Annotated in this window: 26 protein-coding genes; 13 read left to right on the forward strand and 13 right to left on the reverse strand. The window is 69.9% G+C overall.

Annotation, left to right across the window (positions count from 1 at the left end; all coding sequences use genetic code 11):
• Window positions 1–2: 2 nt before the first annotated feature.
• From SBI80_RS03920 to SBI80_RS03930, 3 genes are read right to left on the reverse strand one after another with little or no spacing between them, the layout of a single operon-like run.
• A complete protein-coding gene (locus SBI80_RS03920; protein WP_318973097.1) occupies window positions 3–1,346 on the reverse strand; it encodes a glycosyltransferase in 1,344 nt (447 codons plus the stop codon).
• Window positions 1,343–2,356, reverse strand: a complete 1,014-nt coding sequence (locus tag SBI80_RS03925; RefSeq protein WP_318973098.1) for a glycosyltransferase family protein — start codon at window positions 2,354–2,356, stop codon at window positions 1,343–1,345. The genes SBI80_RS03920 and SBI80_RS03925 overlap by 4 nt, the downstream gene beginning before the upstream one ends.
• On the reverse strand, window positions 2,353–3,312 hold the full coding sequence (locus SBI80_RS03930; protein ID WP_318973099.1) for a WcbI family polysaccharide biosynthesis putative acetyltransferase: 960 nt from the start codon (window positions 3,310–3,312) through the stop codon (window positions 2,353–2,355). The genes SBI80_RS03925 and SBI80_RS03930 overlap by 4 nt, the downstream gene beginning before the upstream one ends.
• A 99-nt stretch (window positions 3,313–3,411) precedes the next feature.
• On the opposite strand from SBI80_RS03930, the gene SBI80_RS03935 reads away from it, so the two are divergent.
• The 3 genes from SBI80_RS03935 (at window position 3,412) to SBI80_RS03945 (ending at window position 6,592) form a co-directional block, all read left to right on the forward strand.
• Window positions 3,412–4,503, forward strand: coding sequence for a glycosyltransferase family protein (locus SBI80_RS03935; protein ID WP_318973100.1), 1,092 nt, complete (start codon window positions 3,412–3,414; stop codon window positions 4,501–4,503).
• Between the two features lie 103 nt (window positions 4,504–4,606).
• Window positions 4,607–5,221, forward strand: a complete 615-nt coding sequence (locus SBI80_RS03940) for a class I SAM-dependent methyltransferase (RefSeq protein ID WP_318973101.1) — start codon at window positions 4,607–4,609, stop codon at window positions 5,219–5,221.
• A gap of 216 nt (window positions 5,222–5,437) precedes the next feature.
• Window positions 5,438–6,592, forward strand: coding sequence for an alpha/beta hydrolase fold domain-containing protein (locus SBI80_RS03945; RefSeq protein ID WP_318973102.1), 1,155 nt, complete (start codon window positions 5,438–5,440; stop codon window positions 6,590–6,592).
• A 51-nt stretch (window positions 6,593–6,643) separates the two neighbouring features.
• Here SBI80_RS03945 and SBI80_RS03950 read toward each other — a convergent pair whose 3' ends face one another.
• On the reverse strand, window positions 6,644–7,600 hold the full coding sequence (locus SBI80_RS03950; RefSeq protein ID WP_318973103.1) for a TIGR03557 family F420-dependent LLM class oxidoreductase: 957 nt from the start codon (window positions 7,598–7,600) through the stop codon (window positions 6,644–6,646).
• Window positions 7,601–7,755: 155 nt separating this feature from the next.
• On the opposite strand from SBI80_RS03950, the gene mbp1 reads away from it, so the two are divergent.
• From mbp1 to SBI80_RS03965, 3 genes are all read left to right on the forward strand, one after another.
• A complete protein-coding gene (gene mbp1, locus SBI80_RS03955; RefSeq protein ID WP_318973104.1) occupies window positions 7,756–7,992 on the forward strand; it encodes a microaggregate-binding protein 1 in 237 nt (78 codons plus the stop codon).
• 97 nt (window positions 7,993–8,089) lie between these two features.
• Window positions 8,090–9,268, forward strand: coding sequence for an NAD(P)/FAD-dependent oxidoreductase (locus SBI80_RS03960; protein WP_318973105.1), 1,179 nt, complete (start codon window positions 8,090–8,092; stop codon window positions 9,266–9,268).
• Window positions 9,269–9,459: 191 nt separating this feature from the next.
• Window positions 9,460–10,947 carry a hypothetical protein gene (locus SBI80_RS03965; protein WP_318973106.1) on the forward strand — a complete coding sequence of 496 codons (1,488 nt, stop codon included), beginning with the start codon at window positions 9,460–9,462 and terminating at the stop codon, window positions 10,945–10,947.
• A gap of 5 nt (window positions 10,948–10,952) precedes the next feature.
• Here SBI80_RS03965 and SBI80_RS03970 read toward each other — a convergent pair whose 3' ends face one another.
• The 4 genes from SBI80_RS03970 to SBI80_RS03985 all read right to left on the reverse strand — a co-directional run bounded on the left by SBI80_RS03970 (window position 10,953) and on the right by SBI80_RS03985 (window position 14,420).
• Window positions 10,953–11,699 carry an amino acid ABC transporter ATP-binding protein gene (locus SBI80_RS03970; protein ID WP_318973107.1) on the reverse strand — a complete coding sequence of 249 codons (747 nt, stop codon included), beginning with the start codon at window positions 11,697–11,699 and terminating at the stop codon, window positions 10,953–10,955.
• Window positions 11,696–12,523, reverse strand: a complete 828-nt coding sequence (locus SBI80_RS03975) for an amino acid ABC transporter permease (protein WP_318973108.1) — start codon at window positions 12,521–12,523, stop codon at window positions 11,696–11,698. The genes SBI80_RS03970 and SBI80_RS03975 overlap by 4 nt, the downstream gene beginning before the upstream one ends.
• Window positions 12,520–13,380: an ABC transporter substrate-binding protein gene (locus SBI80_RS03980; protein ID WP_318973109.1), complete on the reverse strand. Its 861-nt coding sequence runs from the start codon at window positions 13,378–13,380 to the stop codon at window positions 12,520–12,522. The genes SBI80_RS03975 and SBI80_RS03980 overlap by 4 nt, the downstream gene beginning before the upstream one ends.
• A 68-nt stretch (window positions 13,381–13,448) precedes the next feature.
• On the reverse strand, window positions 13,449–14,420 hold the full coding sequence (locus SBI80_RS03985) for an NADPH:quinone oxidoreductase family protein (protein ID WP_318973673.1): 972 nt from the start codon (window positions 14,418–14,420) through the stop codon (window positions 13,449–13,451).
• A 25-nt stretch (window positions 14,421–14,445) separates the two neighbouring features.
• Between SBI80_RS03985 and SBI80_RS03990 the strand changes: the two genes are divergently transcribed.
• Both SBI80_RS03990 and SBI80_RS03995 read left to right on the forward strand, forming a co-directional pair.
• Window positions 14,446–15,540 (forward strand): NAD(P)-dependent alcohol dehydrogenase, encoded by a 1,095-nt coding sequence (locus tag SBI80_RS03990; protein WP_318973674.1) that lies wholly within the window; start codon window positions 14,446–14,448, stop codon window positions 15,538–15,540.
• Window positions 15,541–15,602: 62 nt separating this feature from the next.
• Window positions 15,603–16,553, forward strand: coding sequence for an alpha/beta fold hydrolase (locus SBI80_RS03995; RefSeq protein WP_413232625.1), 951 nt, complete (start codon window positions 15,603–15,605; stop codon window positions 16,551–16,553).
• Here the strand turns inward: SBI80_RS03995 and SBI80_RS04000 are convergent.
• Entirely contained in the window at window positions 16,543–17,898 is a 1,356-nt protein-coding gene (locus SBI80_RS04000; RefSeq protein WP_318973110.1) for a flavin monoamine oxidase family protein, read from the reverse strand. The genes SBI80_RS03995 and SBI80_RS04000 overlap by 11 nt on opposite strands.
• A gap of 27 nt (window positions 17,899–17,925) precedes the next feature.
• Between SBI80_RS04000 and SBI80_RS04005 the strand changes: the two genes are divergently transcribed.
• A complete protein-coding gene (locus tag SBI80_RS04005; RefSeq protein ID WP_318973676.1) occupies window positions 17,926–18,906 on the forward strand; it encodes a TIGR03617 family F420-dependent LLM class oxidoreductase in 981 nt (326 codons plus the stop codon).
• 46 nt (window positions 18,907–18,952) lie between these two features.
• Window positions 18,953–20,464, forward strand: coding sequence for a flavin-containing monooxygenase (locus SBI80_RS04010; RefSeq protein WP_318973111.1), 1,512 nt, complete (start codon window positions 18,953–18,955; stop codon window positions 20,462–20,464).
• Here SBI80_RS04010 and SBI80_RS04015 read toward each other — a convergent pair.
• On the reverse strand, window positions 20,461–21,210 hold the full coding sequence (locus SBI80_RS04015) for a class I SAM-dependent methyltransferase (RefSeq protein WP_318973112.1): 750 nt from the start codon (window positions 21,208–21,210) through the stop codon (window positions 20,461–20,463). The genes SBI80_RS04010 and SBI80_RS04015 overlap by 4 nt on opposite strands.
• Before the next feature lie 118 nt (window positions 21,211–21,328).
• On the opposite strand from SBI80_RS04015, the gene SBI80_RS04020 reads away from it, so the two are divergent.
• Window positions 21,329–21,496 carry a hypothetical protein gene (locus SBI80_RS04020; RefSeq protein ID WP_318973113.1) on the forward strand — a complete coding sequence of 56 codons (168 nt, stop codon included), beginning with the start codon at window positions 21,329–21,331 and terminating at the stop codon, window positions 21,494–21,496.
• Window positions 21,497–21,634: 138 nt separating this feature from the next.
• Here the strand turns inward: SBI80_RS04020 and SBI80_RS04025 are convergent, their stop codons facing one another.
• Complete coding sequence (locus tag SBI80_RS04025; RefSeq protein ID WP_318973114.1) at window positions 21,635–22,750, reverse strand: Rv3169 family protein; 1,116 nt, start codon at window positions 22,748–22,750, stop codon at window positions 21,635–21,637.
• Window positions 22,750–23,886 (reverse strand): phosphotransferase family protein, encoded by a 1,137-nt coding sequence (locus tag SBI80_RS04030; RefSeq protein WP_318973115.1) that lies wholly within the window; start codon window positions 23,884–23,886, stop codon window positions 22,750–22,752. The genes SBI80_RS04025 and SBI80_RS04030 overlap by 1 nt, the downstream gene beginning before the upstream one ends.
• A gap of 42 nt (window positions 23,887–23,928) precedes the next feature.
• On the opposite strand from SBI80_RS04030, the gene SBI80_RS04035 reads away from it, so the two are divergent.
• The gene (locus SBI80_RS04035) at window positions 23,929–24,531 is read left to right on the forward strand and encodes a TetR/AcrR family transcriptional regulator (RefSeq protein WP_318973116.1); all 603 of its coding nucleotides are present in this window, start codon (window positions 23,929–23,931) and stop codon (window positions 24,529–24,531) included.
• An 18-nt stretch (window positions 24,532–24,549) separates the two neighbouring features.
• Window positions 24,550–24,891: a hypothetical protein gene (locus tag SBI80_RS04040; RefSeq protein ID WP_318973117.1), complete on the forward strand. Its 342-nt coding sequence runs from the start codon at window positions 24,550–24,552 to the stop codon at window positions 24,889–24,891.
• Here SBI80_RS04040 and SBI80_RS04045 read toward each other — a convergent pair.
• Window positions 24,888–25,292, reverse strand: a complete 405-nt coding sequence (locus SBI80_RS04045; protein ID WP_318973118.1) for a VOC family protein — start codon at window positions 25,290–25,292, stop codon at window positions 24,888–24,890. The genes SBI80_RS04040 and SBI80_RS04045 overlap by 4 nt on opposite strands.
• Window positions 25,293–25,442: the final 150 nt, after the last annotated feature.

Below are 25,442 nucleotides of genomic sequence, written 5' to 3' on the forward strand. Positions count from 1 at the left end.
GGTTACCAGGACAGGTCGGCGTCGGGGTCGGCCGCCACCAGCCCGACCTCGTCGGCAGGAGCGGTCAGCACCGTGGCGACGTCGGCGACCTCGATCGACCACCGCCGGCAACGGTGCAGGGCCCAGTTCGCCTCGACCACCAAATCCGCTGCCGCGCCGGTGGTCTGGACCCGACCCACCTCTGGCGCGCTGCAGCGCCTGAGCAGTTCGGTGAACGACGCCCTGGGTAGGACGGGACGCCCGGTCGTCTCCACCCGCAGCTGGCAGCGCCGGGCGATCGCGTCCGGCACCGGTCCGACGTGCACGCGCGGATCGTCGATGCCCAGCAGCTCGAGCAGGGTCGCGGCAGTCGCGCCGCAGAGCCAGATGCCGACGTCCTCGTGCAGCAGACAACCCATCGTCGCGACGAGGGAGCCGGCACCGTGCGCGTCGGTGTCGATCCGTACGCACACCCGGGGGATCCCGTAGCGCAATCCCGCCCGGCGGGCGACGGGATCGGGGATGAGCCGCGCCATCGCCAGCGCCTCGCGGTTCTTGGCCGTGGCCCGTTCGGAGACGTCGCGGTCACCCCAGTCGGGGCCGTCGTGCCAGGCGACCGCGTCGCGGGCATGCTGAACCACCGCGCCACCCACCATCGCGCGGTGCGCGAATTCCCAGTCCTCGCCGCCGTATTCGTGGAAGGACTCGTCGAAACCGCCGACCTCGTCGAACAACGCATGGCTGCAACACATCACGGCGCTGATGACGTAGCGGTAGGACCGGTAATCGGCCGCCAGCAGGTCGTGGCTGTCGCGGTAGGCCTCGACGAGCCAGTCCGGTTCGGACAGGATCGGTGGGCTCGACCGACCGGCCCACCAGTCCGCAAGCATGTCTGGCGTCCAACCGGTCAGGTCGGCGTGCCGTCGCCTTCCGACCGATACGGCGTCGGGTACCAGCGACGGCAAGCGCGTGACGTGCCGCAGGTATCCGGGCTCGGGAACGGTGTCGGCGTCCAGGAAGCACAGCAGCTCGGCCGAGGTCGCGGCCGCGCCGAGATTGCGCGCGGCCGCGGCGCGGAAACCCTGGTCGTCCTGGCGAACGACGGTGACCCGCAGCGTCGACGAGGTGACCTCGGGCGGGGTCGCGGACCCGTCGTCGGCGACCACCACGTCGATCAGCTCGGCCGGATGATCCTGAAGTTCGAGAGCCCGCAGCACCAGGGCCAGCCGCTCCGGCTGCTCGTAGTGGGGTACCACCACGCCCACCCTCGCGGGCCGAGACGGCATGTCGTCCAGCAGGTCCCAGCGATTGGCCGGAACGGCGAAGCGGCCGTCGGGCAGGGGCACCGGCCGCGGCGCCGAACTCACCGGTGTACCTCGGCCAGCAGACGCCGGTATCCGTCGGCAGCCTGCCTCGGCGTGGGCGAGCACACGGTGCCGGGCGCGATCCAGGTCGAGGATGGGTCGTCCAGTGCGGCACGGATCGCGGCCGACAGTGCTCCCGGTTCGTCGGCGAAGAGGTTGAGCGCACCGGGATTCCGGTCGGTCATCTCGCATGCGTACCGCGTGGCCGGCACCAGTGGTCGGCGGCCCGCCGAGATCCAGGAGTTCAGCGAGCCCGATGCCGACACGTGCCGGTGGTGCACGACCGGCACCGTCACGGCCTGCAACTGGCCCACCACCTGGTCATCGGGGACGTGCCCGGTGACGACGAAGGGCCGGTCCTGCGCGTTGGCGAGACGGGCCAGCCCGTCGATCAGGTCGTCGTGCCCGGCCGACGCTTCACCGATGGCCATCATCCGGACCTGCGGTGGTAGTCCGCGCATCGCCTCCAGGACGTCGGAGTGTCCCTTGTCGGGGTAGACGAAGCCGAACACCGCCACCGACGGAGGAGCCGGAGGCGTGCTGCGGTCGACCGCCGGCGCGGCAATGGGCAGTGGGACGACGGTGACCGGTACGTCGATCCCGATGTCGCGCAACAGCAGTCGTTCGTGGTCGCTACTGACGACGATGCCGTCGAGCAGCTCGGACAGTGCGGCGTAGGCCTGCGACCGGACGGCGTAGTTGGCGCGGTCGGTGGGCTGGGGGAGGTCGTGCAGCGTCGCGGTGACCCGGCCGCCACCCCGGTGCACGCCTGCGGTCAGGGTGCGCACGGCGTCCACCGCCTGGCGGGCGTCGGCGCCGAACAGTCGATCGGTGAACTGCAGATGCACCCCGAGGCCCGCTGGGATCGCGTCGAGGACTCCGGCGGCGTCGGAGGCGCGATGCGGCACGGTCACCACACCGCCTGCGTCGAGCGCGGCTTGCAGTTCGACGCCGAAGCGCACGACACCGTGCTGCCCCGGACCGACGATGAGGTGCACCACGGAAGGGGTCAAGGAGCGACCCCACCGGTGGGAAGGCCAAGTAGGTCGAAGGTGGTGCGGTGCCGTTCGACGGCGAGTCCGAGGAAGTCGGGGTTGTCCTGATACCAAGTCATTTGCACTCGATGTACCCACTCGGGGTCGATCGACTCCCCCTGGAACAGCCATCGGGTGCGGGTCGTGCCGGCGAGGCCGAGAGCGTCGAGCACCCGCCGTTCGAGCGGGACGAACACCGAACCCAGCAGGGGAGCGCTGCCGAGGTTCGAATCGGCAAGTCGTGCAGGCACGTCCAGCTCGCCCAGGATCCGGCGGGCCAGCTCTGCGAAGACGGTGTTGCCCGGATGGTTGATGGCGTGCGCGGCGTCGACGCCCGCCGGGCCCAGCGCGTCGGAGACGCCCACGTCGGTGTCGCGGCGTTCCCGCTCGGCGAGGGTGGCGATGCTGGCCGCGGCAACCGCGCGCAGGCGTTCCGGTTCGACGTGGACGTCCCACGGATCGTCGGGGCCGCGCCCGTCCAGGGCGGCCACGATGGTGCGCAGATCGTGATAGGGCACCGCTGGCGGGACGATCGATCGGTCCGCTGGCCGTCGCACGATGACCTGGAACGGGTAGAGACCGGCGTAGCGGATCACCGGCCAGCGCAACAGGGTCGCGGACGTGGGCAGCTCCGCGGCCAGCTGCGCCGTCCCGAGCGGCAGGTCGCGGTAGTCGGCCCGGATGGGCTGAGACAGCAGCACCGCGGTCCGTCGCAGCAGCTCGCGCAGGTGCGGTAGATCCTCGGCGGCGAGTTCGTGCACCGGTGGCACCCGCACCGTCCGGTATGGGCGGTCGGGCACTGCGTCGAGGGCGTGCCGCAGGGCTTCGGCCTGGCAGTTGCCCATCACGACCCACAGCGGCCCGGCGGCGTCGGGCGAGCCATCGGACAGGCCGTAGAAGTCGCCGTAGTGGCGGATACGGCCCAGGTCGGTCACCGTCGCGAGCGTAGCCGCTGCCGAAGGCGGGTATGGCCTCGTTGCGCGCCCCGCCGGTCCCTCGGCGATGGGCGAACCCCACCAGCTGATTGGCAAGCCGTGCTGACCGTAGCGTCGATCCCCGCCGCGCATCCCTACGTGCGCTCGGTCGTCGACCCCGCCCAGCTCAGGCTGCTCGACGACCCGGTGCCGCCGGGCGCCACCGAACCGGGCCAGTGGTGGCCGCCGCAGCTGCTCGACCCCGGTCACCTGCGCCGCTACCTCGACGGCCCAGCCCCCGGCCCGGATGTCCTGCACGTGCACTTCGGCTTCGACACCGACGGTCCGGACCGGCTGAGCGAGGTCGTCGACCTACTGGGAGCCCGGCGCATTCCCCTCGTCATGACCGTGCACGATCTGCAGAATCCGCACTTCGTCGCACAGGAGGCTCACGTCGAGCGGCTCGACGTCCTGGTGCCGGCGGCCGCCGCAGTCATCACCCTCACCGACGGCGCCGCCGCGGAGATCGCCCGCCGCTGGGGCCGCGAGGCCACGGTGTTGCCCCATCCGCACGTGCTGCCCATCGCCGCGGTCGGCGCCGCGCGCCAGGCGCGGCGGCGCCAGGTCATCGGCATTCACGCGAAGAACTTGCGCGCCAACGTCGATCCGTGGCCGCTGCTGGACCGCCTGGTCGAACGACGGGCCGACGACTGGCAGGTGCGGCTGGACCTCGACGAGGAGGCGCTTGGCGCGCCGCGGGCCGGTGAGGCCGGCAGGGTGCGCCTCGACGGGTACCGGCGCGCCGGTGTCGACGTGCGGACGCATCGCCGGTTCAGCGATCAGGAGATGATCGACTATCTCGCCGATCTGGACGTGCTGGTGCTGCCCTACCGCCACGGCACGCACTCGGGCTGGATCGAGGCCTGTCACGACGCCGGTGTGCAGGCGGTGGTCCCGGACTGCGGTCACTTCCATCGTCAGCACCCGAATCCCGTATTCGGCTACGGGATCGGCAGATTCGATGCCGAGGGGTTCGACGAGGCGGTGCGCCAGGCCGTCCTCGGGGCGCGCGCGGCGCCAACCATCGTGGACGAGGCACGCCGCGTCCATCGTGCCGAGCAGCGGCGTCGGGTCAGGGAGGCCACGGTCCGGCTCTACCACCAGGTGGTGGCCGGGGCGTGCGACGAGGTCTTGCGCCCGGGTGTCGCCTGATTGCATTCTGCGGTCGCGGGTAACTGGTTCACGCGCGCCGCGCAGTTCATCGGTGCCTCGACCGGCAGGCGGGGCGGACACCCGCTAGGAGGACGCCCCCGTCATGGGTCATCCCGCACAGGATTCATTCGCCCTCGAGGTCACCCAGTGGTCGGACATTCCCGGCTGGTTCCACTGGCGCGAGGGGCAGCAGGGCGCCGTGGCCGAATTTCCGGAGGGCAGCACGTTCGTCGAGGTGGGCTGCTATCTGGGGCGCAGCCTCTGCTCGCTGGCGGACGTGGTGCGCAGTTCGGGGCGGCAGTACACGGTCATCGGCATCGACACCTGCCGCGGCAGCGGCCAGGAGGGCCAGGGCAACCACGACGCTCACGCGCCAGCCGTCGAGCACGGCGGCGGCACGCTGGCCGGGCTACTGCACCGCAACATCATCGCCTGTGGTTTCGCCGACACCGTCGACGTGATGATCAGCTCATCGCCGCGGGCGGCGAACTTCTTCGCCGACGGATCCCTGACCTGGGTCCACCTCGACGCCAGGCACGACTACGACAGCGTCGTCGCCGACATCACCGCGTGGGCACCCAAGGTGGCCCCCGGTGGCTGGCTCTCCGGGGACGACTACGACGAGCAGTTCTGGCCGGGGGTCGTCGGCGCGGTGCGCGACACCCTGCCCGACGCCCGCCCATGGCTCACCGCGCAGTGGCACTGGCACAAGCCCTAAGCGCGAACGCGTGAACGTGGCGGACCAAACGGTTTGATCGCGCTGACGGATGGGTACGGACCCCCCAGCGCTGCAGCCAGGTCGGCGCCCGTTCTCGTTGACAGGGAGCTTCCTTGCTCGATTTCATCTGCCCCACGTGCGGTCGATTCGATTTCGACGACGCCGTTTGCTCGCCGTGCCGCACCTCCACCGACCCCGCCGGTCGGGACTGACCTCATGTCGCCAACGCGCAACGATGCGCCGGCGAGTGCCACCCGATGGATGCGACGGGCCGTCGCCGGAGCCAATCCGGTCGAGTTGGTGCTGGCCTCCACCCGGCTCTACTCCTCACTGCCGGTGATTGGCAAGCGGCTCGAGCCGTTCGCCGGCTTGACCGCATTGGCGCTGTGGGGTGGGCACTACGCTCCGGCGACGCTGCAGGCCGCGGTCGGCCGGCGCACCGCTCAGTTGAGCAATCGCGCCGCGGCCGAACTGGAACGCAACGGCGTCCGCAAGGTCCCGCCGTTCGCCAAGGCCCGTGCGCAGCGACGGGCCTTCCTGCACCGTGACTCGATTCGCTACGGCGACGACGCGGCCCAGGTCCTCGACGTGTGGCGGCTACCCGAGCTGCCGCCGGGTCCGGCGCCGGTGCTGCTCTTCGTCCCCGGCGGCGCGTGGGTGCAGGGCACCCGGGTGATGCAGGGGCACACGCTGCTGGCGCACCTGGTGCGGCGTGGCTGGGTGTGTCTGACGATGGATTACCGGGTGTCACCGAGGCACCGGTGGCCGCGACAGATCGCCGACGTCAACGCCGCCATCGCGTGGGCGCGGGCCAATGCCGCCGAGTACGGCGGCGACTCCGACTTCCTCGCCATCGCAGGCTGTTCGGCGGGTGGCCACCTGGCCGCGCTGGCCGGGTTGACGCCCGGTGACCCGGCGTTTCGCGGCGAACTCGCCGAGGACGCCGACACCACGGTCGACGCGGTGGTCGGCATCTACGGTCGATACGACTGGGAGGACAGGTCCACCCCGACCCGCAGGAACTTCCAGGACTTCCTCGAACGGGTCGTCGTGCGGCGCAGTCAATCTCGCCACCCCGAGATCTATCGGGCCGCATCGCCGCTGGCGCGCATCCACGAGGGCGCCCCGCCGTTCTTCCTCATCCACGGGGAGAAGGACACGCTCATCCCCGTCGGCGAGGCGCGCAACTTCCACGAAGCGCTATCGGCGGTGTCGCGGGAAACCGTGCGCTACAGCGAGATTCCGTGGGCGGGGCACGCATTCGACCTGGTCGACGGCGCGCACGCCAGGCGCTGCGCCGAGGAGACGACCGCGTTCCTCACCGACGTGCGCGACCGCCACCTTGCGACCCGAACGTCCACAGCTGTGTAAGAAGCCTGTGCATCAACGGAATCCGCTCCGCCCCCCGCGGAGCGCATCCCGCTATCCCTTGACTTGGGGGAGCACGTCGCGCTGCCAGGCGCTGAAGAATCCCGCCTTGTCGGGTCCGATCTGCTGGACGTAGAGCTCGTCGACTCCGGCGTCGAGGTAGGCCTTGGCGCGCTCGACGTGAAGGTCGACATCTGGGCCGCAGGCGATCGTCGACGCCACCGCATCCTCGGGCACCAGTGACATCGCCGCCTCGAAATCCATGGGCCGGGGCAGGATCTGGGCCAACTGCCCGGGCAGGCTGTCGTTGGCCCAGAGCCGGTGCGCGACCTCCAGTGCCGTGCTCGGGTCGGCGTCCCAATTGGCCTTCATACCGGCTTGCACGGGCTTGTCCCCTCCACCGGCGCCGCGGAACGCCTTCACCAGGTCCGCATCGGGTGTGACCATGCAGAACCCGTCGCCGACACGACCCGCGAACTCGGCGGCCTGCGGTCCGAACCCGGACACGTAGATCGGCACCGGCTGGTCCGGCAGCGTGTAGATGCGCGCCTCCTGCACCTCGTAGTGCACCCCGTGGTGGCTGACCTCTTCACCGCGATGGAGCAACCGGATCACCTCGATGGCCTCCTCGAGCATCTCCAGCCGCAGGCCTACCGACGGCCAGGGGTCACCGAGGACGTGCTCGTTGAGCGCCTCGCCGCTGCCGACACCGAGCACGAAGCGGCCGTCGAGCTGCACGGCGGCGGTGGCGGCGGCCTGGGCCAGGATCGCGGGGTGGATCCGGATGGTCGGGCAGGTGACCGCAGTGGAGACGGGCAGTGAGGTCGCCTCGGACAGCGCGCCGATGACACCCCAGACGAACGGGCTCTGACCCTGCTCGTCGTTCCACGGATGGAAGTGGTCGGAGATCCACAGTGCTTGGAAGCCAGCGTCTTCGGCGCGCTTGGCCTGGTCGATCAATTCCTTGGGACCGTACTGTTCGCAGGAGAGGAAGTAGCCGATTCGAGTCATGCCCGGGCACGTACCCGGTTCGGCGACGTCTACGCGCACAGGTTTGGTGCCAGAGGTTGCGGGCAACGAACTAGGCGTGGGGCGACGGGCTCCGCACCATCGAAGGCGTTCAGCCGGCAGCGCCCCGACACCGTCGAATGAAGGGAAGATCTGAAATGGCTGACGACAAGAGCGGACCGGCAGAAGGCATCAGTGGCGTCGTGGAAGGCGTCAAGGGCAAGGCCAAGGAGGCCGTCGGCGCCGTCACCGGACGCGACGATCTGCGCCGCGAGGGCGAGGCTCAGAGCGACAAGGCCGACGCGCAGCGTGAGGTGGCGAAGAAGGAAGCCGAAGCGGACAGCGCCCGCGCCGCGGCCGAGGCCAACGAGGCGCGCCAGAAGGCCGAGCAGTAGCGGATCGACCTGCCGACGCCCGGACTCCCGGTCTGCAGTGGAGTTCGGGCGCCGTGGGACGCGCACCACGCCGGGACATACGAGAACGGAAGAGACCGTGGCTGAGCCGGATCGCAAGGGATTGCTCGTCGTCGGCAGCGGCCCGGGCGGGGTGAGCGCGGCAGACGCCTTTCGGCGCCACGACCGTGACGCGCCGGTGCGCATCCTGACCGCAGACTCCGAACGACCGTACGCGCGCCCGCCGCTGAGCAAGGACTACCTGCGCGGTGACACCGACGACGTCTTCTTGCACCCCGCGGACTGGTACGACCAGCGCGCCATCGAACTACACCTCGCCACCGAGGTCGACGCGATCGATCCCACGGCGCACACCGTCACGGTCGGATCCGACGTGTACGGCTACGACGCGCTCGTCCTTGCCTGTGGGGCGGCCCCCAAGCCGCTGTCCGTGCCGGGCGGTGACCTCGCACTACCGCTGCGTTCACTCGCCGACGCTGCGCGGTTGTGTCGGTACGTCGACGACGCCGCGTCGGCGGTCATCATCGGCGCCGGCTTCATCGGCTGCGAGGTGGCTGCCTCCCTGGCGCTGCGTGGGTTGGACGTCACCGTGGTGGCGCCCGGCGACGTCCCCCAGCTCGAGCGGCTCGGTCGCGCAGCCGGTGAACGCGTGCGACGGATGGTGACCGACGCCGGGGCCCGCTACCTGGGCGGGGTCTCGGTACGCGCGGTCGAACCGGGCGTCGTGCACCTCGACGACGGGACCGGCCTGTCCTGCGACCTCGTCGTCGCCGCGACGGGTGTGACGCCGCGTGTCCGGTTGGCCGCCGACGCCGGCCTCGACGTCCGGGATGGCCGCGTCGTGGTGGGCGCCGACATGCGCACGTCGCATCGGGACGTCTACGCGGTGGGCGACGTCGCATTGGCGTTCAACGCCACCGCCGGCCGGCACATCGCCGTCGAACATTGGCAGGATGCCGACGACCACGGTGCCGTCGCCGGCGCTTCGGCGGCCGGCTCGGCAGCGGAATGGCAAGCCGTGCCCGGGTTTTGGAGCTCCATCGGCGAGGCGACGCTGAAGCAGCACGCCTGGGGGGATGGTTACCAGCGCGATCGGCTGATCGACCACGGCGACGGGTTCACCGTGTGGTACGAGTCGGCCGGCGCCACCGTTGGCGTGTTGACGTGCAACGCCGACGAGGACTACGACGACGGTGCGGACCGCGTCGCCGGGGGACTGCCGCCGCCGACTTTGCCGTCGTCGGCCGAATTGGACTGACGGGCCAAGGACCGGGCTGAGCCCAGCCGGCCGATGGTAGTGCCGCAGCTCGGACACCAAGATCATCGGCGCAGTTGGCGGGTAGTCGTGACGAGTTCACCGCGACCTCGTCCTGCGCGCTGCCGCTACCGGCCCGCGCCTGATACATTCACCCGCGGTTCCTTTGCTCTGGGGCCGTCAAGGGGGTGGTCATGGGACGGCACGCTGCGACCCGCGTCGGCGCCATGGCGTTCGCCCTCGGGGTGGGTGCCGCCGTGGTCGGTGGTGCCGGGCCTGCGGTTGCCGACGACACCGCCGGGGCCGGCGCGAGCAGCTCGAGCCAGTCGGCGCCAGAGTCGACGTCCGGGGCCAGTGCGGTTGCCGATCCGAGTACGGCGACGCCCGGTTCCGCCGGCACCGCGACCCATGCGTCGAACGTGCCGGACGTGCCCAAGATGGTCATCGGCGGTGGTACGCCAACGCGTCACGCGAGCGATCCGCCGGACGAGGACGTCGTTGAGGTTCCCAAGCAGGTCGACACGTCGCGCGACGACCCGGCCCCGGTCGTCACCCCGCCGTCCGGGCAGGCGGTCGCCGCGCGCGAGGCCGGTCCACGGGCGAGCGAGCACTCCGGCGCGGCCACCCAGCCCACGACGTCCGCTCGACCCGGCGCCGAACCGGTGGTGCCGGTGGTTCGCGCCAAGACCGACGACGCCACGGCGACCGTCCGCGCGGCGGCCCGGGCCGCCACGGTCGTGTCGTCGACACCAGCCGAGCAGCGGGTCACCGAATCACCCTCGCCGGCAACGACATCGGTGAGCGCCGCCGCGGCAACGCCGACGCAGGTCATCGTGACCCGTCCCGCCCCGAACCCGATCGACGTCGTCGCCGCAGTCGTCACCACGTTCCTGGACGCCGTCGGCTACTCGCTGGCAGCGGTGGCCAGCGGTTCCCCGATCACGCCGGTGCAGTTCGTGCTGGGCGTCCTGCAGCTGGTCAGCCGGGAACTCGACTACGCCTTCGCGCCGCACACGCTGCCCGCTGGCGTGTACACCTCGGCGCAGCCGGCACCGAACCCGGCGACGTCCGCCACCGTGCCCGACCCCGCCGACGAGGCCGCCACCCCCTACGGCGAGATCGGAAAGTGGATGCTGCTGCCCACCGGGCAGATCTCCAACTACGGGGGACTGCCGTCGGGTGGCAAGCAGGTCCTGGAGGCGGTGAACGTGATCATCCTCGACCCGGTGTCGACGACTCCCGCCCAGGCGACCCAGCGGCTGGACACCGCGATGTTCTGGTCCGGCTTCGCCGCGCAGCCCGTCCACAGCACCGGTTTCGCCGGCATCATCGACGACGTCACCTATGGCCAGCAGCCCGCGATCCCGCTGCTGGGCTTCTCCGACAACTTCTTCCTCGTGCCCAACGACCACGGCCGGATCTTCGGGCCCGACCCGGTGCAGACCAGCACTGGGTACGTGTGGAGCGGCGCGTTCAGCACCGAGACGCTGGTCCTGAACAACTGGCTACCCGCCCATGCCTACGTCTCCTCTGAGATGGCCCGCACCGCGCTGGTCACCCGGCTGCTCTCGAGCGGCCAAGCGACGTTCGTCGGCATGGTTCCCCTCGACAATGCCCATGACTCCGCGACTGCGACCACCGGCGACCACGACGGCTATGCCGTGGTGCTCCAGCTGACGTAGTCCGGTTACGACGGGTCGAGCCCGGTGAACCGCCGCAGGAACCGACGGGTCCGGTCCTGCCGCGGCTCGGTGAGAACCTGTTTGGCAGGGCCGGATTCGACGATCGTGCCGCCGTCGAGGAAGCACACCAGGTCGGCGACGTCACGGGCGAATGCCATTTCGTGGGTCGCCATCACGATGGTGCGGCCGGCGGCGGCCAACTCGCCCACCAGCGTCAGGACCTCGCCGACGAGTTCGGGGTCGAGGGCACTGGTGATCTCGTCGAGCAGCAGCAACCGGGGGTCGTGGGCCAGGGCGCGGGCGATGGCCACTCGTTGCTGCTGCCCACCGGAGAGCTTGTCCGGGTAGGCATCCGCGTGCGCGGCCAACCCGACCCGCGCCAGCAGGTCCCGGCCGCGCTCGTTGGCCTCCCGGCGGCTGGACCCGTGCACCACCCGCGGTGCCAGTGCGACGTTGGCGAGCGCGGTCATGTGCGGAAAGAGGTTGTAGGACTGGAAGACCATGCCCATGGCCTGCCTGGCCTCGTCGGCGTCGATGCGGGGATCGCTGATGTCGCGGCCGTCGAGCAGGATCTGACCGTCGTCGATCTCCTCGAGCAGGTCGACGCACCGCAATAGCGTCGACTTTCCCGAACCGGATGCTCCGATGAGTACGACGACCTGGTGCTCGGCCACGTCCAGGTCGATCCCGTCGAGTACGGGCCGATCGTGGTAGGCCTTGGTCAGCCCCCGGATGCGCAGCACCGGTGTCATACGGCGCCCTGCCGGACCGCGGAGCGCCGGGCGGCCCAATCGGCCAGTCGCGCGGATGGTACGGCCAGTGCGACGAACAGCAGACCCGCCACGACGTAGGGGGTGAAGTTGTAGGACGTCGCCGCCTGGATCTGTGCGGCACGCACCGCATCGACGGCGCCGAGCACCGAGATCAGTCCGCAGTCCTTCTGCAGTGCCACGAAGTCATTGAGCAGAGCGGGGGTCACCCGGCGCGTCGCCTGCGGCAGCACCACCAGGCGCAGGGTCCGCCGATAGTTCAGGCCAAGGGATTTCGCGGCGGCCAGCTGGGACGGGTGCACCGACTCGATGCCGGCCCGGAACACCTCGGCAACGTAGGCGGAGTAGATCAGGACCAGCGCGATGCCCCCGAGCACCACCGGATTGGACGGCATGCCGGACAGTCGCAGACCCGGCAGGCCGAACCCGACGAGGTACAGGCAGATCAGCAGTGGCAGGCCACGAAACAGATCGACATAGCCAGTTGCCAACGCCCGCAAGGGAAACCACACGGGACCGCGCAAAGTGCGGATCGCGGCAAGGCCCAGTCCGAAGATCAGGATCAGCACCTGACAGACGATCAGCACGCGGACGTTGAGCCACAACCCCTCGAGCAACGCCGGCAGGCTCTCCCACCCGACCCGAAGGTTGAAGAACGACTCCCGCACGCGCGGCCAGCCGGGCGAGGAGGTGACCGCCACCAGCAGGACCGCCGCGAACACCACGGTCGACACCAGGGCGATCAGCGTGGACCGGCGGGCCCGCGACTGCCGATAGGCCACCCGGTCCAGGGCGGCCGTGGTCACGACAGGACCGGAGCGTTGCCGGCGCCGGTGAGCCAAACCTTCTGCAACTTGAACAGCTCACCGTCGGTACCGAGGTCGTCGACGGCCTTGGACACGCAGGCCGTCAGGGGGCTGCCCTTGTCCAGCACGATGCCGAACTGCTCCTCCTTCTCCTTGCCCGGGGGCAGCTGGCCGACGATCACGCCGTCGGTCAGCTCGCTCTGCACCTCGAAGGCGGTCGGAAGGTCGAGCACTAGGGCGTCGATCTGCCCGTTGCTCAGCGCCGCCTTCGCGTCGTCGTTGTTGTCGAACACCGCGACGCCGGGATCGATGGCCTGTGCGGCGGTATAGCTGGTGGTGCCGACTTGCGCGCCGAGCTTGAGACCCTTGAGCCCGGCCAGGTCCTTGACACCGGCGGCCGGCGAGGACTTCACCGCGACGACGGCCTGGGTGACGTTGAAGTAGGGCGACGAGAAGTCGACGGCCTGCTTGCGTTCGTCGGTGATCGAGAACTCGTTGAGGTTGGCGTCGAACGTCTTCGGGCCCGGTGCGATGGCGGCATTGAAGGGCACCCGTACCCACTTCACGTCCTGGGGGGAGTACCCGAGCTTGCCGGCAACGGCGTAGGCGACGGCGGATTCGAAGCCCTTGCCGTTGGCGGGGTCGTCATCGACGAACCACGGCGGGTAGGCCGGCTGGTCGGTGCCGAAGGTGATGGTGCCCTTCGCGAGGGTGGCCAGGGAGTCCTTGGTGCACTGCTGGGCGGCCGGGGAGGACGACGACCCCGCCGACGGTTGCTCGTCGGCAGGGGCACAGGCCGTTGCGGCGGCCAGGCCAACGAGCGCCAGCATGGACATCAGACTCGAGAGGTTGCGCATGTGCGGCATCATTGCGCACCTACTCACCGGCCGCCATCGTTCCGATCAACGTGGTCGCCGATCGCGGGTCAGCGGACCTTGACCACGACCTTGCCCCGTGCGGTGCGGTCCTCCAGCGACGCGATGGCCTCACCTGCGCGCTCGAGCGGGTAGACGACGGGCTGCGGAGCAGGCACCGCGCCGGAGGCCAGCAACGGCTCTAGTTCTGCCCACTGCTCGGCGAGGTAACCCGGGTGGGTCATCGCCCAGGCGCCCCATCCGACGCCGACGGCGTCGACGTTGTTGAGCAGCAGTCGATTCACCTTCACCGTCGGGATCTCCCCGCCGGTGAACCCCACCACCAGGAGGCGGCCGCCGGGGGCGAGCGACCGCAGGGAGTCGGTGAAGCGGTCGCCGCCGACGGGATCGACCACGACGTCGACCCCGCGGCCACCGGTCAGCTCCTGCACGGCGTCCTTGAACCCGTCGGCGAGCACCACGTCGGTGGCGCCGGCCGCGCGGGCGACGTCGCCCTTGTCGGCGGTGCTGACGACGGCGATCGCGCGCGAGGCCCCCCAGGCCGTGGCCAGTCGTAGCGTCGAGGTGCCGATGCCGCCCGCTGCACCGTGCACCAGGACCGACTCACCGGCGGCGAGCCTGCCGCGGGTACGTAGGGCGCAGTGCACCGTCAAGTCGTTGAACAGCAGCCCGGCGCCCGCCTCGAACGACACCGAGTCGGGTAGCTTGAACACCCGATCTGCCGGCAGCGCAACGACTTCGGCCATCGCCCCGGTGAGCATCGTGAGCCCGGCGACGCGGTCACCGGCACGCACGTGGGCGTCGGCGGGTGCGCTGCGGACCACGCCGGCGATCTCGGCGCCCGGCACGTACGGCAGCTCCGGCCGGTGCTGGTACAGCCCGCGGCTCTGCAGGGCGTCGGGAAATGCGACCCCGGCGGCGTACACGTCGATCAGGACGCCGTCATCGGGGTCGGGTTCGTCGATGTCGACCACTTCGGCCGCGGTCGGGCCGTCGAGCCGGGGTATCTGGATGGCGCGCATCGTCACCATTTAACATCCCCCGGTGATGGATGCACGTGCCGCGGTGCTGCTCGCCGAGCGGGCCGATCCGCAGTTGGTCAACGTCCAGGTTCGCCCGCCGGTCGACGACGAGCTGCTCGTCCGCATCGACGCGGTGGGCATCTGCCACACCGACGTGAGCGTCGCGGCGCGGTGGCCCGCCCGCAAACTTCCGATGGTGTTCGGTCACGAGGGCGTCGGCACCGTGTTGGAGGCCGGGCCCCTGGCCAGGGTCGAGCCGGGCCGCCAGGTCGTCCTGACCTTCGACAGCTGTGGCGGGTGCGCCTCGTGCGGCGCCGGGCGGCCGGCGTATTGCGAGCGGTCGACGGTGCTGAACCTGCGGGGGGACGCCGCCGACGAGACGAGCGCGTTCAGCCTGGGCGGGGTGGCACTGCGAGGTGGGTTCTTCGGCCAATCCAGCTTCGCCACCCACGCGATCGTGGGACCCGCCAACGCCGTCGTGCTGGCCGAACCCCTCGACCCCGCCCTGGCGGCGCCACTTGGCTGCAGCGTGCAGACCGGCGTCGGCACCGTCCTCGGGGCCATGTCGGCAGGGGCGGACGACGCCCTGGCCGTGTTCGGGGCCGGTGCCGTCGGGATCTCGGCGGTGATGGCCGCCGGGATCGCGGGCTGCCGCGCCATCGTCGTCGTCGATCCGATCGTCGAACGGCGTTCGCTGGCAATGGAATTGGGTGCGACGGCCGCGTTGGACCCGACCGTCGACGACGTCGCCGTCCAGTTGCCGGAGCTGACCGGCGGTGGGCCCACCCTTGCCGTGGACACCACGGCGCTGCCCGCCGTCATCGCGACGGCGCTGGCGGTGCTGCGGTCGTGCGGCACGTTGGCGCTGGTGGGGTTGGGCGCCCTCAACGCGGACCTGCCGGTCGGGCTGATCATGGCCAAGGGACTGCGGGTGCGCGGCGTGGTCGAGGGGGACAGCGACCCGCAGGTGTTCATCCCGCGGCTCGCGGAGCTGGTCCGGTGTGGAGAGTTGCCACTGGAGAAGGTGGTGACGCGGTTCGTCCTCGACGACTTCGGCGACGCGTGGACCGCGGCAAAGACCGGAGCGGCCGTCAAGCCCGTGGTCGTGATGCCTGGCTGAGCGCGGCGTGGTTATGATTTCGCAGCCGCTGGCAAGGGCGCCGCGGCGGATCGGAGCATGACATGGCGACGAGGTCGAGACGGTTACCGGTGCTGGATGAGATGCCCGCGGGGCGGCCGCTGGCCGTCCAATCGGCGGACGGCACCAGGATCCACACCGAGGTGTTCGGTCCCGAGGATGGCTACCCGATCGTGCTGGCGCACGGCATCACCTGCGCAATTCGAGTGTGGGCCAATCAAATCGCCGAGCTGGCTCGCGACCACCGGGTCATCGCCTACGACCACCGGGGCCACGGCCGCAGCGGTGTGCCGCGCCGCCGCGGCAGCTACGGCCTGAACTTCCTGGCCGCCGATCTCGACGCCGTGCTGGCCGCCGCGCTGGCGCCCGGTGAGCGTGCGGTGATCGCGGGGCATTCCATGGGCGGCATCGCCATCACGTCGTGGTCGCAGCGCTACCCGCTGCGGGTGCAGCGGTGCGCCGACGCCGTCGCGCTGATCAACACCACCACGGGTGACCTGCTGCGCAACGTCAACTTCCTGCCCGTGCCCCGTCCGCTGGTCGGTGGTCGGGTGCGCGCGGCGGGTTCGCTGCTCAAGACCTTCGGGGCCGCGCCGCTGGTCCCCGGGTCGGTGCAGCAGAGCAGGCGATTGGTAGCCGCCCTGGCGGTTGGTCGCGACGCCGACCCCGCCATCGCCGACTTCGTCTACGACCTGTTCGCCGCGACGCCGCCGGCGGGCCGGGGCGGATGGGCCAGGGTGTTGGTCGATTCCCTTGGCCCCAGGCACATCTCGTTGCGCAACCTGACGGTGCCCACGCTGGTGATCGGCAGCCGCGACGACCGGCTGCTGCCCATCGGTTCGTCGCGACGGATCGCCGCGGACGCACCGAACCTGGCGAATTTCGTCGAGCTGGCCGGCGGACACTGCGCGATCCTCGAACGGCCCGACGAGGTCAACCGCCAGCTCCGCGACCTGGCCGCATCGGTGCGCGAGAACCGGCGGCTCAGCTCGTAGGCCCCAGTTCGGCGGCGATCTCGGCGGCGACTCGCCGGCCGGAGCGCACCGCGCCTTCGAGGAAACCCGTCCATTCGGTGGCGGTCTCGGTGCCCGCCCAATGGATCCGGCCCGCCGGCTCGCGCAACCACCGCCCATAGCCCGTCCACGACCCCGGCGGAACCGCCGCGGTGGGTCCGCCCGGCGCGAAGGGCTCTGCGCCCCAGCGATGGTCGACGTAGTCGATCGGGTGCCGCGCGTCCTCGCCGAAGAGTTTGGCGAAGCAGTCCAGCGCCCGCGCCCGGCGGGTCTCGGCATCCAGCGGATCGAACGTGCGCGCGTCGGTGAAGCCGAGTAGGACGCCGGGACCGTCATCACCGGGGCTGACGTCGAAGGTGATGAACACCGGCCCGTCGTCGGACAGCGCCTCGCCCGACTGGCCGGCACTGCGCCAGAACGGCATCTCGTAGGCGGCGTATGCCTTGCTCAACTGGCCCAGCGGCCAGCTCCGGGCCAGTCCGGTGTGCTCGACGGGCAACGCCGGGGTGAACGTGATGCCGGCCCGCTGTTCGGGAGCGATGGCCACGACGGCGGCGCGTGCCCGCAGCACGCCGGCACCGGTGTGCACCGCCACGCCGTCGGGGCCGTCGTCGATGCGGTCGACCACGCTGTTCAGCCGCACCGCTTCACCCAGCTCGTCGGCCATGCGCAGCGCGATCTGCTGGGTGCCGCCGGGGAAGCGATCCTGCTGCGCACCGCCCTCGACGTCGAGCATGGGTCCGATGCCACCGGCCGCCTTGACGTAGCGCACGGCGTGCAGCAGCGACACCTCGGCGGGCTCGCAGCCCCACGTCACCCGGGCCATGATCGCCATCAGGTCGCGGGTGCTCGCGCCCGCGTGCATCGAGCGCAGCCAGCCTCCCATCGTCTGCTGGTCCAGCTGGTGTGCCGTCGGCGCCGTCCACGGGTGCTCGACCGACACCTGCTTGGCCAACCGTTCGAAGCGCCACTGGATGCGGGAGACGTCGAGCAGTTCGAGGATGGACAGCTTCGGGATGGTGCTGCGGTAGGACCTCACCTTGCCGCGCCACCGGATCAGGTTCTTGCCGCGGTTGTAGGTCGGCACGGTCGGGCAACCGAGCTCGGCCGCCAGACGTCCCACCTCGGTCTGCGTCGGCCCGATGAAGGTGGCGCCGAGGTCGACGGGCACACCGGCCAGCGTGGTCGTGTGGGAGCGGCCGCCGACGCGGTCACGGCCCTCGAGAACGGTTACCTCGTAACCGAGTCCGACGAGACTGCGTGCGGCGGTCAGCCCGGCGAACCCGGCGCCCACGACGATCACGTCGGGGCCGGCTGGGATGGTCACGTGACTAGGCTCTCACGGGTGAAGGTCATGACAGCGTTGTTCGGGCCGACGGATGCGATCGAACGGGCGCACGCCCTGCGCGAGGCGGGCGCCAGTGGAGTGTTCACCTTCGAGGGGCCGCACGACGTCTTCGCGCCGTTGACGTTGGCCTCGACGGTCGGTGGGCTCGACCTGATGACCAACGTGGCGATCGCGTTCCCGCGCAACCCGATTCACCTCGCGCACCAGGCCATCGATCACCAATTGCTTGCCGACGGCCGGTTCGTGCTCGGCCTCGGGACGCAGATTCGCACCCAGATCGAGAAGCGGTTCGGCACCGACTTCGACAAGCCGGTTGCCAGGATGACCGAGCTCGTCGCGGCCCTGCGCGCGATCTTCGCGGCGTGGACCACCGGGGAGCGGCTCACCTTCCACGGCGAGTTCTACCGGCACACGCTGATGACGCCGAACTTCACGCCGAAGTCCATCCCGCACGGACCTCCGCCGATCTACGTCGGGGCGCTCGGACCGCGCCTGACCCGGGCCACCGCCGAGGTCGCCGACGGGCTGCTGGTGATGCCGTTCGGTTCGAAGCGATTCCTCCACGACGTCACCATGAAGATGGTCGACGAGGGACTCGCGGCATCGGGCCGCACTCGCGAGGACTTCGTCGTCGTCCCCGAGGTCATCGTCTCGATCGCCGACGAGGACCCGCAGCACCGCTCGGCCCGCCAGCTGCTGGCGTTCTACGGGTCGACGCCCGCCTACCGGCCGGTGCTGGAGGCCCACGGCTGGGGCGAGCTGCAGCCGGAGCTGCACGCCCTGTCCAAGCAGGGCCGCTGGGAGGAGATGGGCGGACTCATCGATGACGACGTGCTGCACACCATCGCCGCATGTGGGACGCCGGCGCAGGTCGCCGCGCACATCCGCGACCGGGTGGCGGGGGTGGGCGACCGGGTGTGCGTCTACCAACCGGCGCCCATGCGCGTTGACTCGTTGGCGGGGATTGTCGACGCATTGCGGGCCTGACGCCCTATCGTGGTCTGGTACGCGGCAGGACCAAGGGAGGTTCTCGATGGCTGAGCAGGCAGAATACTCGGACGTGCTGATCGTCGGCGCGGGCATTTCGGGTCTTGGAGCGGCATACCGGATCCACCAGCGCAACCCCCGGTCGAGCTACACGCTCCTGGAGCGGCGAGAGCGCATCGGTGGCACCTGGGACCTCTTCCGGTACCCGGGCATCCGCTCCGACAGCGACATCTTCACGCTCAGCCTGCCCTTCGAGCCGTGGACGCGGCCCGAGAACGTGGCCGACGGCGGTGACATCCGTGACTACCTGACCGACGCCGCCCGCCATCACGGCATCGACCGGCACATCCGGTTCGGCACCCACGTCAAGACCGCCGAGTGGGACTCGGCCACCGACACCTGGACCCTGCGGACGGTGGGTGCCGACGGGGAGGGGGAGAAGCTCTACCGCGGGCGCTTCCTGTTCTGCGGCACGGGCTACTACGACTACGACGAGCCGTACCTGCCGCACTTCCCGGGCATCGAGGACTTCACCGGTGAGGTGGTGCACCCGCAGTTCTGGCCGGAGTCGCTGGACTACACGGGTAAGCGGGTCGTGGTGATCGGCAGCGGTGCGACGGCCATCAGTCTGGTGCCGGCACTGGCGAAGAAGGCCGCCCACGTCACCATGCTGCAGCGCTCGCCGACGTACATGATGTCGATGGCGCGGATCGATCCGATGGTGCAGGCGATCCGGAAGGTGCTGCCGGACAAGCTGTCCCACGCCGTGGTTCGTGCGCGCAACGCTGCCTTCTCCGTGCTGTCGTACTTCCTGTTCCGCGCGGCCCCGAAGTTCGGCCGGTGGCTGATCAGGAACCGGACCATCGCGGCTCTTCCCGAGGGCTACGACGTCGACCTGCACTTCAAGCCGCGCTACGACCCGTGGGATCAGCGCATGTGCCTGGTCCTCGATCACGACCTGTTCGACCACATCGGCGACGGCCGGGCCGAAGTCGTCACCGACCACATCGATCACGTCGATGCCACCGGCATCGCGCTCGAGTCCGGCAAGCGCATCGAGGCCGACGTCATCGTGACGGCCACCGGTCTGCAGCTACAGGCACTGGGTGGCATCGAGATCCTCGTCGACGGCGTCAAGATCGATCCGGCCGACCGCTTCGTCTACAAGGAGTACCTGCTCGAGGACGTTCCCAACATGGCGTGGTGCATCGGCTACACCAACGCGTCATGGACGCTGCGCGCCGACATGACGGCCCGCGCGTTCGCGAAGTTGTTGGCGTACATGGATGATCGCGGTTATACGCACGCCTACCCGCATCTCGGCAACGTGGCGATGCCCGAGAAGCCGACGCTCGACCTCAAGGCGGGGTACATCCAGCGCGCTCCGCACGCGTTGCCGAAGTCCGGTATCCGCCGGCCGTGGAACGTCCGGCACAACTACGTACTCGACCTGATCGAGCACCGCTTCGACCGCATCGAGGAGTCGATGGTGTTCGGGCGCGCTCCAGCCGCGGTGGCCAACCAGCCCGAGGCAGTGCAGAAGGCTCAGACCGCCTAGCCGCCGGCCGTCCGCGACGGGCGCCGCGGATCGGGCACCGCCCGGATGGCGAGGAAGCCGCTGGGCTCCCGGTTGAGCCGGTCGAAGTGCTCGCGGTCGATGGAGGCCGCCCGTGCCGTGGGGCGGGGTTCTCGAAGCCGCTCGATGAGGAAGCCGGCCTCGTGCAGTTCCTCGCTGGTTTGCTCCAACGGTGAGAGCCAATACCGGACGTGCCATCCGCGGCTCCAGGTCTCCTCGATGACCCGGGCCTGGAAGTAATTGCCGCCGTGGCGGAGCCAGTCACCGGTGGGATGCATCCGCGACAGGACTAGGGCACCGTCGGGCCGCAGCACGCGCCGAAACTCGCGCAGCGCGGCGACCCGGTCGTCGACGTACTCCAGGGCCAGCGCGAACAGCACGGCGTCCACGGAGTGGTCGGCCAGCCAGCCGAGCGGTTCGGCCAGGTCGTGCACGCGAAACCGGCCCGTCGGCACACGCTGGCGGGCCAGCTCGGTCATCCGCGGGCTTTGATCGAACCCGATCACGCTGGCACCGCGGGCCGTCAGCTCGTCGGCGTAGAGCCCGGGTCCGCACGCCGCGTCGAGCACGGTGGCGCCGGTCACGTCACCGAGCAGGGCGAGGCACGCCGGACGGTCGTAGTGCGCGTTGAACAGGCCGTCGCGGGCATGCTCGGCGAATTCGTCGGCGAAGACGTCGTACTGAGGATCGGGCCCAACGGTGTCGCGCATCACGTCATTCTGCGGCATCGCCGGACGATTGCTGCCACCCGTCGTTCAATTTCTGCCATCGGAACTAAAACCCTTGACGCACACCGTTACACCCCTCAGTCCGGCCGGAACGTCGGCCCGAAGGAGAGGGATCATCATGAAGAAGTTCAGCATCGCGAGCATCGTCGTCTCTGGTTTCGCCGCCGCCCTGTTCGGCTTGGCCGCCCCCGCCAGCGCGGACATCGACCACCACCAGTGGATCAACGACATCCAGCAGCGTGCCACCGTGGGCACGGTCACCTCGACCGTCGGCAACGGCCGCTGACCCAAGCGCAGAAGAAGGGGCATCCGGAAGCGGATGCCCCTTCTTCATGCCCCCTGGGCATGCGGGAGCACCTCATCGCGACCACGGTGCAGAAAGTGGCCGTCGTGCGCCGACGGTCGATCGCCGGCGATTCCCCGTTCAGTCGGCGACGGTGAGCCAGTCCTTGAAGCCGGACGGGTCGTGACGGCCAAGCGCGCCGTGCTCGAACAGCCCCCAGCCCTCGACGGGGGCCCCGTTGGCCTCGGTGCACACCGCGCGACCGACGTGGTCGATCACGCCGAAGCCGGCGCGCCCCACGATCGCGGGATCGGTCATGTCGTAGGTCAGGCGTTCGGTGAACTCGTCGCCCTTCCACACGCCGTGAATCCAGTCGGAGTCACCGCCATAGCCGCCGCCGACGTGAATCGGGACCGGCAGTTTCGACTCCACCTCGAAGCGCACCGGTACGCCGTTCTGCGCGGTGGCGTCGATGGTCGCACCGGTGGGGATGCGCGTGCCCGACGTGTAGTGGATCTTGACCCGCGGCCAGCCCAACTGCTCGACCCGACCGTCCTTCCAGATCCGCGTGCAGTCGTTCAGCGAGCGGAAGCCGCTGGGGTCCTCCTGGATGATCAGCACGATCGAGAAGTCGTCGAACGCCATCGGCACGTACAGCCACCACATGCCCTCGAACGGCGGATCCGCAGGGCGCCCAGCGGGTTCCGACTCGCCGATCGGCCGGATGCCCCAGGACCGGTCCCTGGACCCGATCCACACCGACGCGTCGACGCGAATGTCGGTGCCGTCGATCGCGATCGAGCCGCTCCAGGAGCCGAGCTGCGCGAAGCGTTGCGCGTCGAGCGTGACCCGGGTACCCGCCCGCAAGACGTGTCGTTGTTCCTGCACCACGTCGAAGAGCCCGTTCCACGTCAGATCGAGTGCGACGCCCTGGGTTTCGTCCATGACGATGCGCAGCGAGCGCAGCGGGTCGGTGACCTCGACCCGGTAGTTCAGCACGTGCTGGTTGAGCCGATCCTGGTCGATGGCCCCCGAGAGGTGCACCGCGGTCTGCTCGTCACCGCGCCTGATCAACACGAACGCGTCCTTGACGCCGAGGTTCGGGTAGTAACCGATGCCCGTGATCAGGAAGACGTCCCCGGTGCGGTCATGGGCGTTGAAGTAGGACCGGTCGTAGAAGTTGCGGTCCGACGATCCCGGCCACGCGATCGGTTGCGGTAGCTGGTGGACCGGGAATTCGTCCATTGGCCCGAGCATCATTCGTCTCCGATCAGCCGGCGCAGCAGTGAGGCGTGATAGAACAGCGACTCGACGTCCTCGGGTTTCTCGATCTCCCCGAAGTGCACCCGCCGAGCGCTGGTCCGCATGAACACGCAGCACCAGATCACCCCGGAGTAGAGGTAGAACCACTTCAGGTCGCCCAGTTCGATGTCGGTCAGTGCACGGTAGGTGGAACGGACGTCCTCCTCGCGCATCACGTCGGGCAGGCCGGGGAGGCCCGCCAGTCCGGCAAGCTCTTGAAAGACCATATGCGCAAATATGATCCACGACACGTCGAGCTCGCGCGGTCCGACGGTGGCCATCTCCCAGTCGAGTACCGCGACCGGACGGAAGTCCTGGTAGAGCACGTTGCCGACGCGTGAGTCACCCCACGCCAACACCGGCGGTGAGGCCGCGACGTCGGCCGGGAAGTTGTCCTCCAGCCACGACAGCACGCGTTCGACCAGAGGCGAGCGTCCGATGTCGGGCACGGCGAACTCGTACCAGTCCTTGAGCCAGCCGAAGTGCCTGCGCAGCGGGGAGTCGCCAGGGGGATCGACCTCGGACAGGAAGCCAAAGGTCTTCTCCGCGTCGGGAATCGAGTGCAGCTTGGCCAGCACCTCGACCGTGGCGTCCTGTAGTTCGCGTCGTCGCTCCGGCGGCGCGTCGGCGAACCAATTGCCGCCGAACGTGTAGGGCATCACGTCGGGCGGCACGATCCCATCGACGTGGTCCATCAGGAAGAACGGGGTGCCGAGGACCTCGCCCGTGTCCTCCATCCAGCGGACCCGGGGGACCGGCACGTCGGTCAGCTCGCCGACCAGCCGGATGACGTCGAACTGGTGATCCAGCCGGTAGGTCGGAAACACTGGCACGTCGGCGGCGCTGGGGGCCACCCGGGCCACCCACTTCTGCTCGGCGGGCCGGCCGTCCTGCTCCCACTTGCCGGTCAGGACGATCGTCTCCGAGGACATGCCGTTCGCGTCGATGCCGCTCTCGACGGTCACCTCGGGCGTCGGGCCGCCCGGCATCACGGTGGCGAGCCACTGCGACATCACCGACGGCAGCGTGGTGATGTCCCGTGCGGAGCGTTGGAGGCGGCTGACGTCTTCGACAGCCGGTTCGTTGGCCACGAGCTACCCCTTCGGCGCAATTACGATACGGTGAGTAGCGTTATGAAAGCAGAACCGCACCAGCTTGTCGAGACCCCTTCCGCCGGCCGTCCGCGCGACCCGCGCATCGACGCGGCCATCCTCGGTGCGACGGCGGATCTGCTCGTCCGCGTCGGCTACGCGAACCTCACGATGGCCGCCGTGGCCGAACGCGCGGGAACCACCAAGACGGCCCTGTATCGCCGGTGGTCCAGCAAGGCCGAACTCGTCCACGAAGCCGCCTTCCCGACGGCCCCCACCGCGCTGAGCACCCCCGAGGGGGACATCGCCGGTGACGTGCGGGCCATGGTGGCGGCCGCCCGTGACGTGTTCACCAGCCCTGTCGTGCGGGCCGCGCTACCCGGGCTGATCGCCGACATGGCCGCCGACCCGGATCTGAACGCCAGGGTGATGGGCCGCTTCACCAACCTGTTCGCCGTCGTCGGCGAGCGCCTGGTGCACGGCGTCGGGCGCGGCGAGGTGCGCGCCGACGTCGACCCCGAACGGCTCATCGAGATCATCGGCGGGGCAACGCTTCTGCGACTGCTCCTCGACCCCGAGGGCGAGCTGGACGAGGCCTGGGTGCAGCAGACCGCCGCCATCATCAGTCACGGTGTCACCGCGTGAGCAGCTAACGTTGACCCCATGTACGTGCAGCTGACCGTGAACGACGAGGACGGGGTGCCCGAGGTCTACTCCACTCCACCCTGGACGGACGACGCCGACGGGCGGGCCGAGACCGCCAGAATCGTCGTCGACCCGGTGGGCCGGCCGGATGGCGACCGGGCAGGTGTCCTGCTCACGATGACCATCGGCGAGGCGCTGGTGCTCGGCAGGCGCATCACCGAGATCGCCGAGCTGGCCGCCGAGGGCACGTTCAGCCAGCGCGGCACCCAGTGGCGCAAGGAGGTCCAGGACCGCAGGCGCCGCGAGGCGTGGAACGTCCTGATGGCCGGCTCGGACGACGACTCGGCGGGCGAGGCCTAACCCTCCGCAGGCGGCGCGAAGAACTCCAGAGCCGACCCGTCGGGGTCGCGGAAGCTCAGGCCCGACCCGTAATGCGCATCGACGACGCCGCCGTGCTCGATGCCCAGCTCGTCGAGGCGGGCCGCCCACTCCTCCAACTCGGCGCGGGATGCACACGCGAAGGCGACGTGGTCGAGGCCGACGCGGAACTCGCTGAAGTCCCCGTCCGGCGCGGACCGGTCGTGCTGGTGGATCCCGAACAGCGTGTCACCGGGCAACGCCCAGACGACGTGGCGGAAACCCGCGTCGGTGTCCTCGTCGAGCACCGGGTCGAGGCCGATGAGCTCGCGATACCAGGGCCCGCTGACGGACAGGTCCCGGACGGTGAGCGCGACATGGGTAAGGGCGGGGAATGTGGGCATGAGAACCTCCTCGTTCACCAGATCAGTCTCGATGAATACGCGTTTCTGGTCCAGATGGTTCGAAGGTGTGGCTCAGGTTCTGTCCCCGCACCCACCGATCGGGCTGGTCCGCAGGAGTACCAACCAGCAGGTTTCACACCTTTCACCGAC

Origin of the sequence: Mycolicibacterium sichuanense, assembly GCF_033741125.1 — a bacterium.
Classification (GTDB): domain Bacteria; phylum Actinomycetota; class Actinomycetes; order Mycobacteriales; family Mycobacteriaceae; genus Mycobacterium.

Excerpts from the sequence above, each read along its gene's own strand:
- SBI80_RS03940 (WP_318973101.1), top strand. The coding sequence starts at position 4,607 with ATGGGTCATCCCGCACAGGATTCATTCGCCCTCGAGGTCACCCAGTGG.
- SBI80_RS03945 (WP_318973102.1), top strand. The coding sequence starts at position 5,438 with ATGTCGCCAACGCGCAACGATGCGCCGGCGAGTGCCACCCGATGGATG.
- SBI80_RS03950 (WP_318973103.1), bottom strand. The coding sequence starts at position 7,600 with ATGACTCGAATCGGCTACTTCCTCTCCTGCGAACAGTACGGTCCCAAG.
- mbp1 (WP_318973104.1), top strand. The coding sequence starts at position 7,756 with ATGGCTGACGACAAGAGCGGACCGGCAGAAGGCATCAGTGGCGTCGTG.
- SBI80_RS03965 (WP_318973106.1), top strand. The coding sequence starts at position 9,460 with ATGGGACGGCACGCTGCGACCCGCGTCGGCGCCATGGCGTTCGCCCTC.
- SBI80_RS03970 (WP_318973107.1), bottom strand. The coding sequence starts at position 11,699 with ATGACACCGGTGCTGCGCATCCGGGGGCTGACCAAGGCCTACCACGAT.
- SBI80_RS03980 (WP_318973109.1), bottom strand. The coding sequence starts at position 13,380 with ATGCGCAACCTCTCGAGTCTGATGTCCATGCTGGCGCTCGTTGGCCTG.
- SBI80_RS03985 (WP_318973673.1), bottom strand. The coding sequence starts at position 14,420 with ATGCGCGCCATCCAGATACCCCGGCTCGACGGCCCGACCGCGGCCGAA.
- SBI80_RS03990 (WP_318973674.1), top strand. The coding sequence starts at position 14,446 with ATGGATGCACGTGCCGCGGTGCTGCTCGCCGAGCGGGCCGATCCGCAG.
- SBI80_RS03995 (WP_413232625.1), top strand. The coding sequence starts at position 15,603 with ATGGCGACGAGGTCGAGACGGTTACCGGTGCTGGATGAGATGCCCGCG.
- SBI80_RS04005 (WP_318973676.1), top strand. The coding sequence starts at position 17,926 with ATGACAGCGTTGTTCGGGCCGACGGATGCGATCGAACGGGCGCACGCC.
- SBI80_RS04010 (WP_318973111.1), top strand. The coding sequence starts at position 18,953 with ATGGCTGAGCAGGCAGAATACTCGGACGTGCTGATCGTCGGCGCGGGC.
- SBI80_RS04015 (WP_318973112.1), bottom strand. The coding sequence starts at position 21,210 with ATGCCGCAGAATGACGTGATGCGCGACACCGTTGGGCCCGATCCTCAG.
- SBI80_RS04020 (WP_318973113.1), top strand. The coding sequence starts at position 21,329 with ATGAAGAAGTTCAGCATCGCGAGCATCGTCGTCTCTGGTTTCGCCGCC.
- SBI80_RS04025 (WP_318973114.1), bottom strand. The coding sequence starts at position 22,750 with ATGCTCGGGCCAATGGACGAATTCCCGGTCCACCAGCTACCGCAACCG.
- SBI80_RS04035 (WP_318973116.1), top strand. The coding sequence starts at position 23,929 with ATGAAAGCAGAACCGCACCAGCTTGTCGAGACCCCTTCCGCCGGCCGT.
- SBI80_RS04040 (WP_318973117.1), top strand. The coding sequence starts at position 24,550 with ATGTACGTGCAGCTGACCGTGAACGACGAGGACGGGGTGCCCGAGGTC.
- SBI80_RS04045 (WP_318973118.1), bottom strand. The coding sequence starts at position 25,292 with ATGCCCACATTCCCCGCCCTTACCCATGTCGCGCTCACCGTCCGGGAC.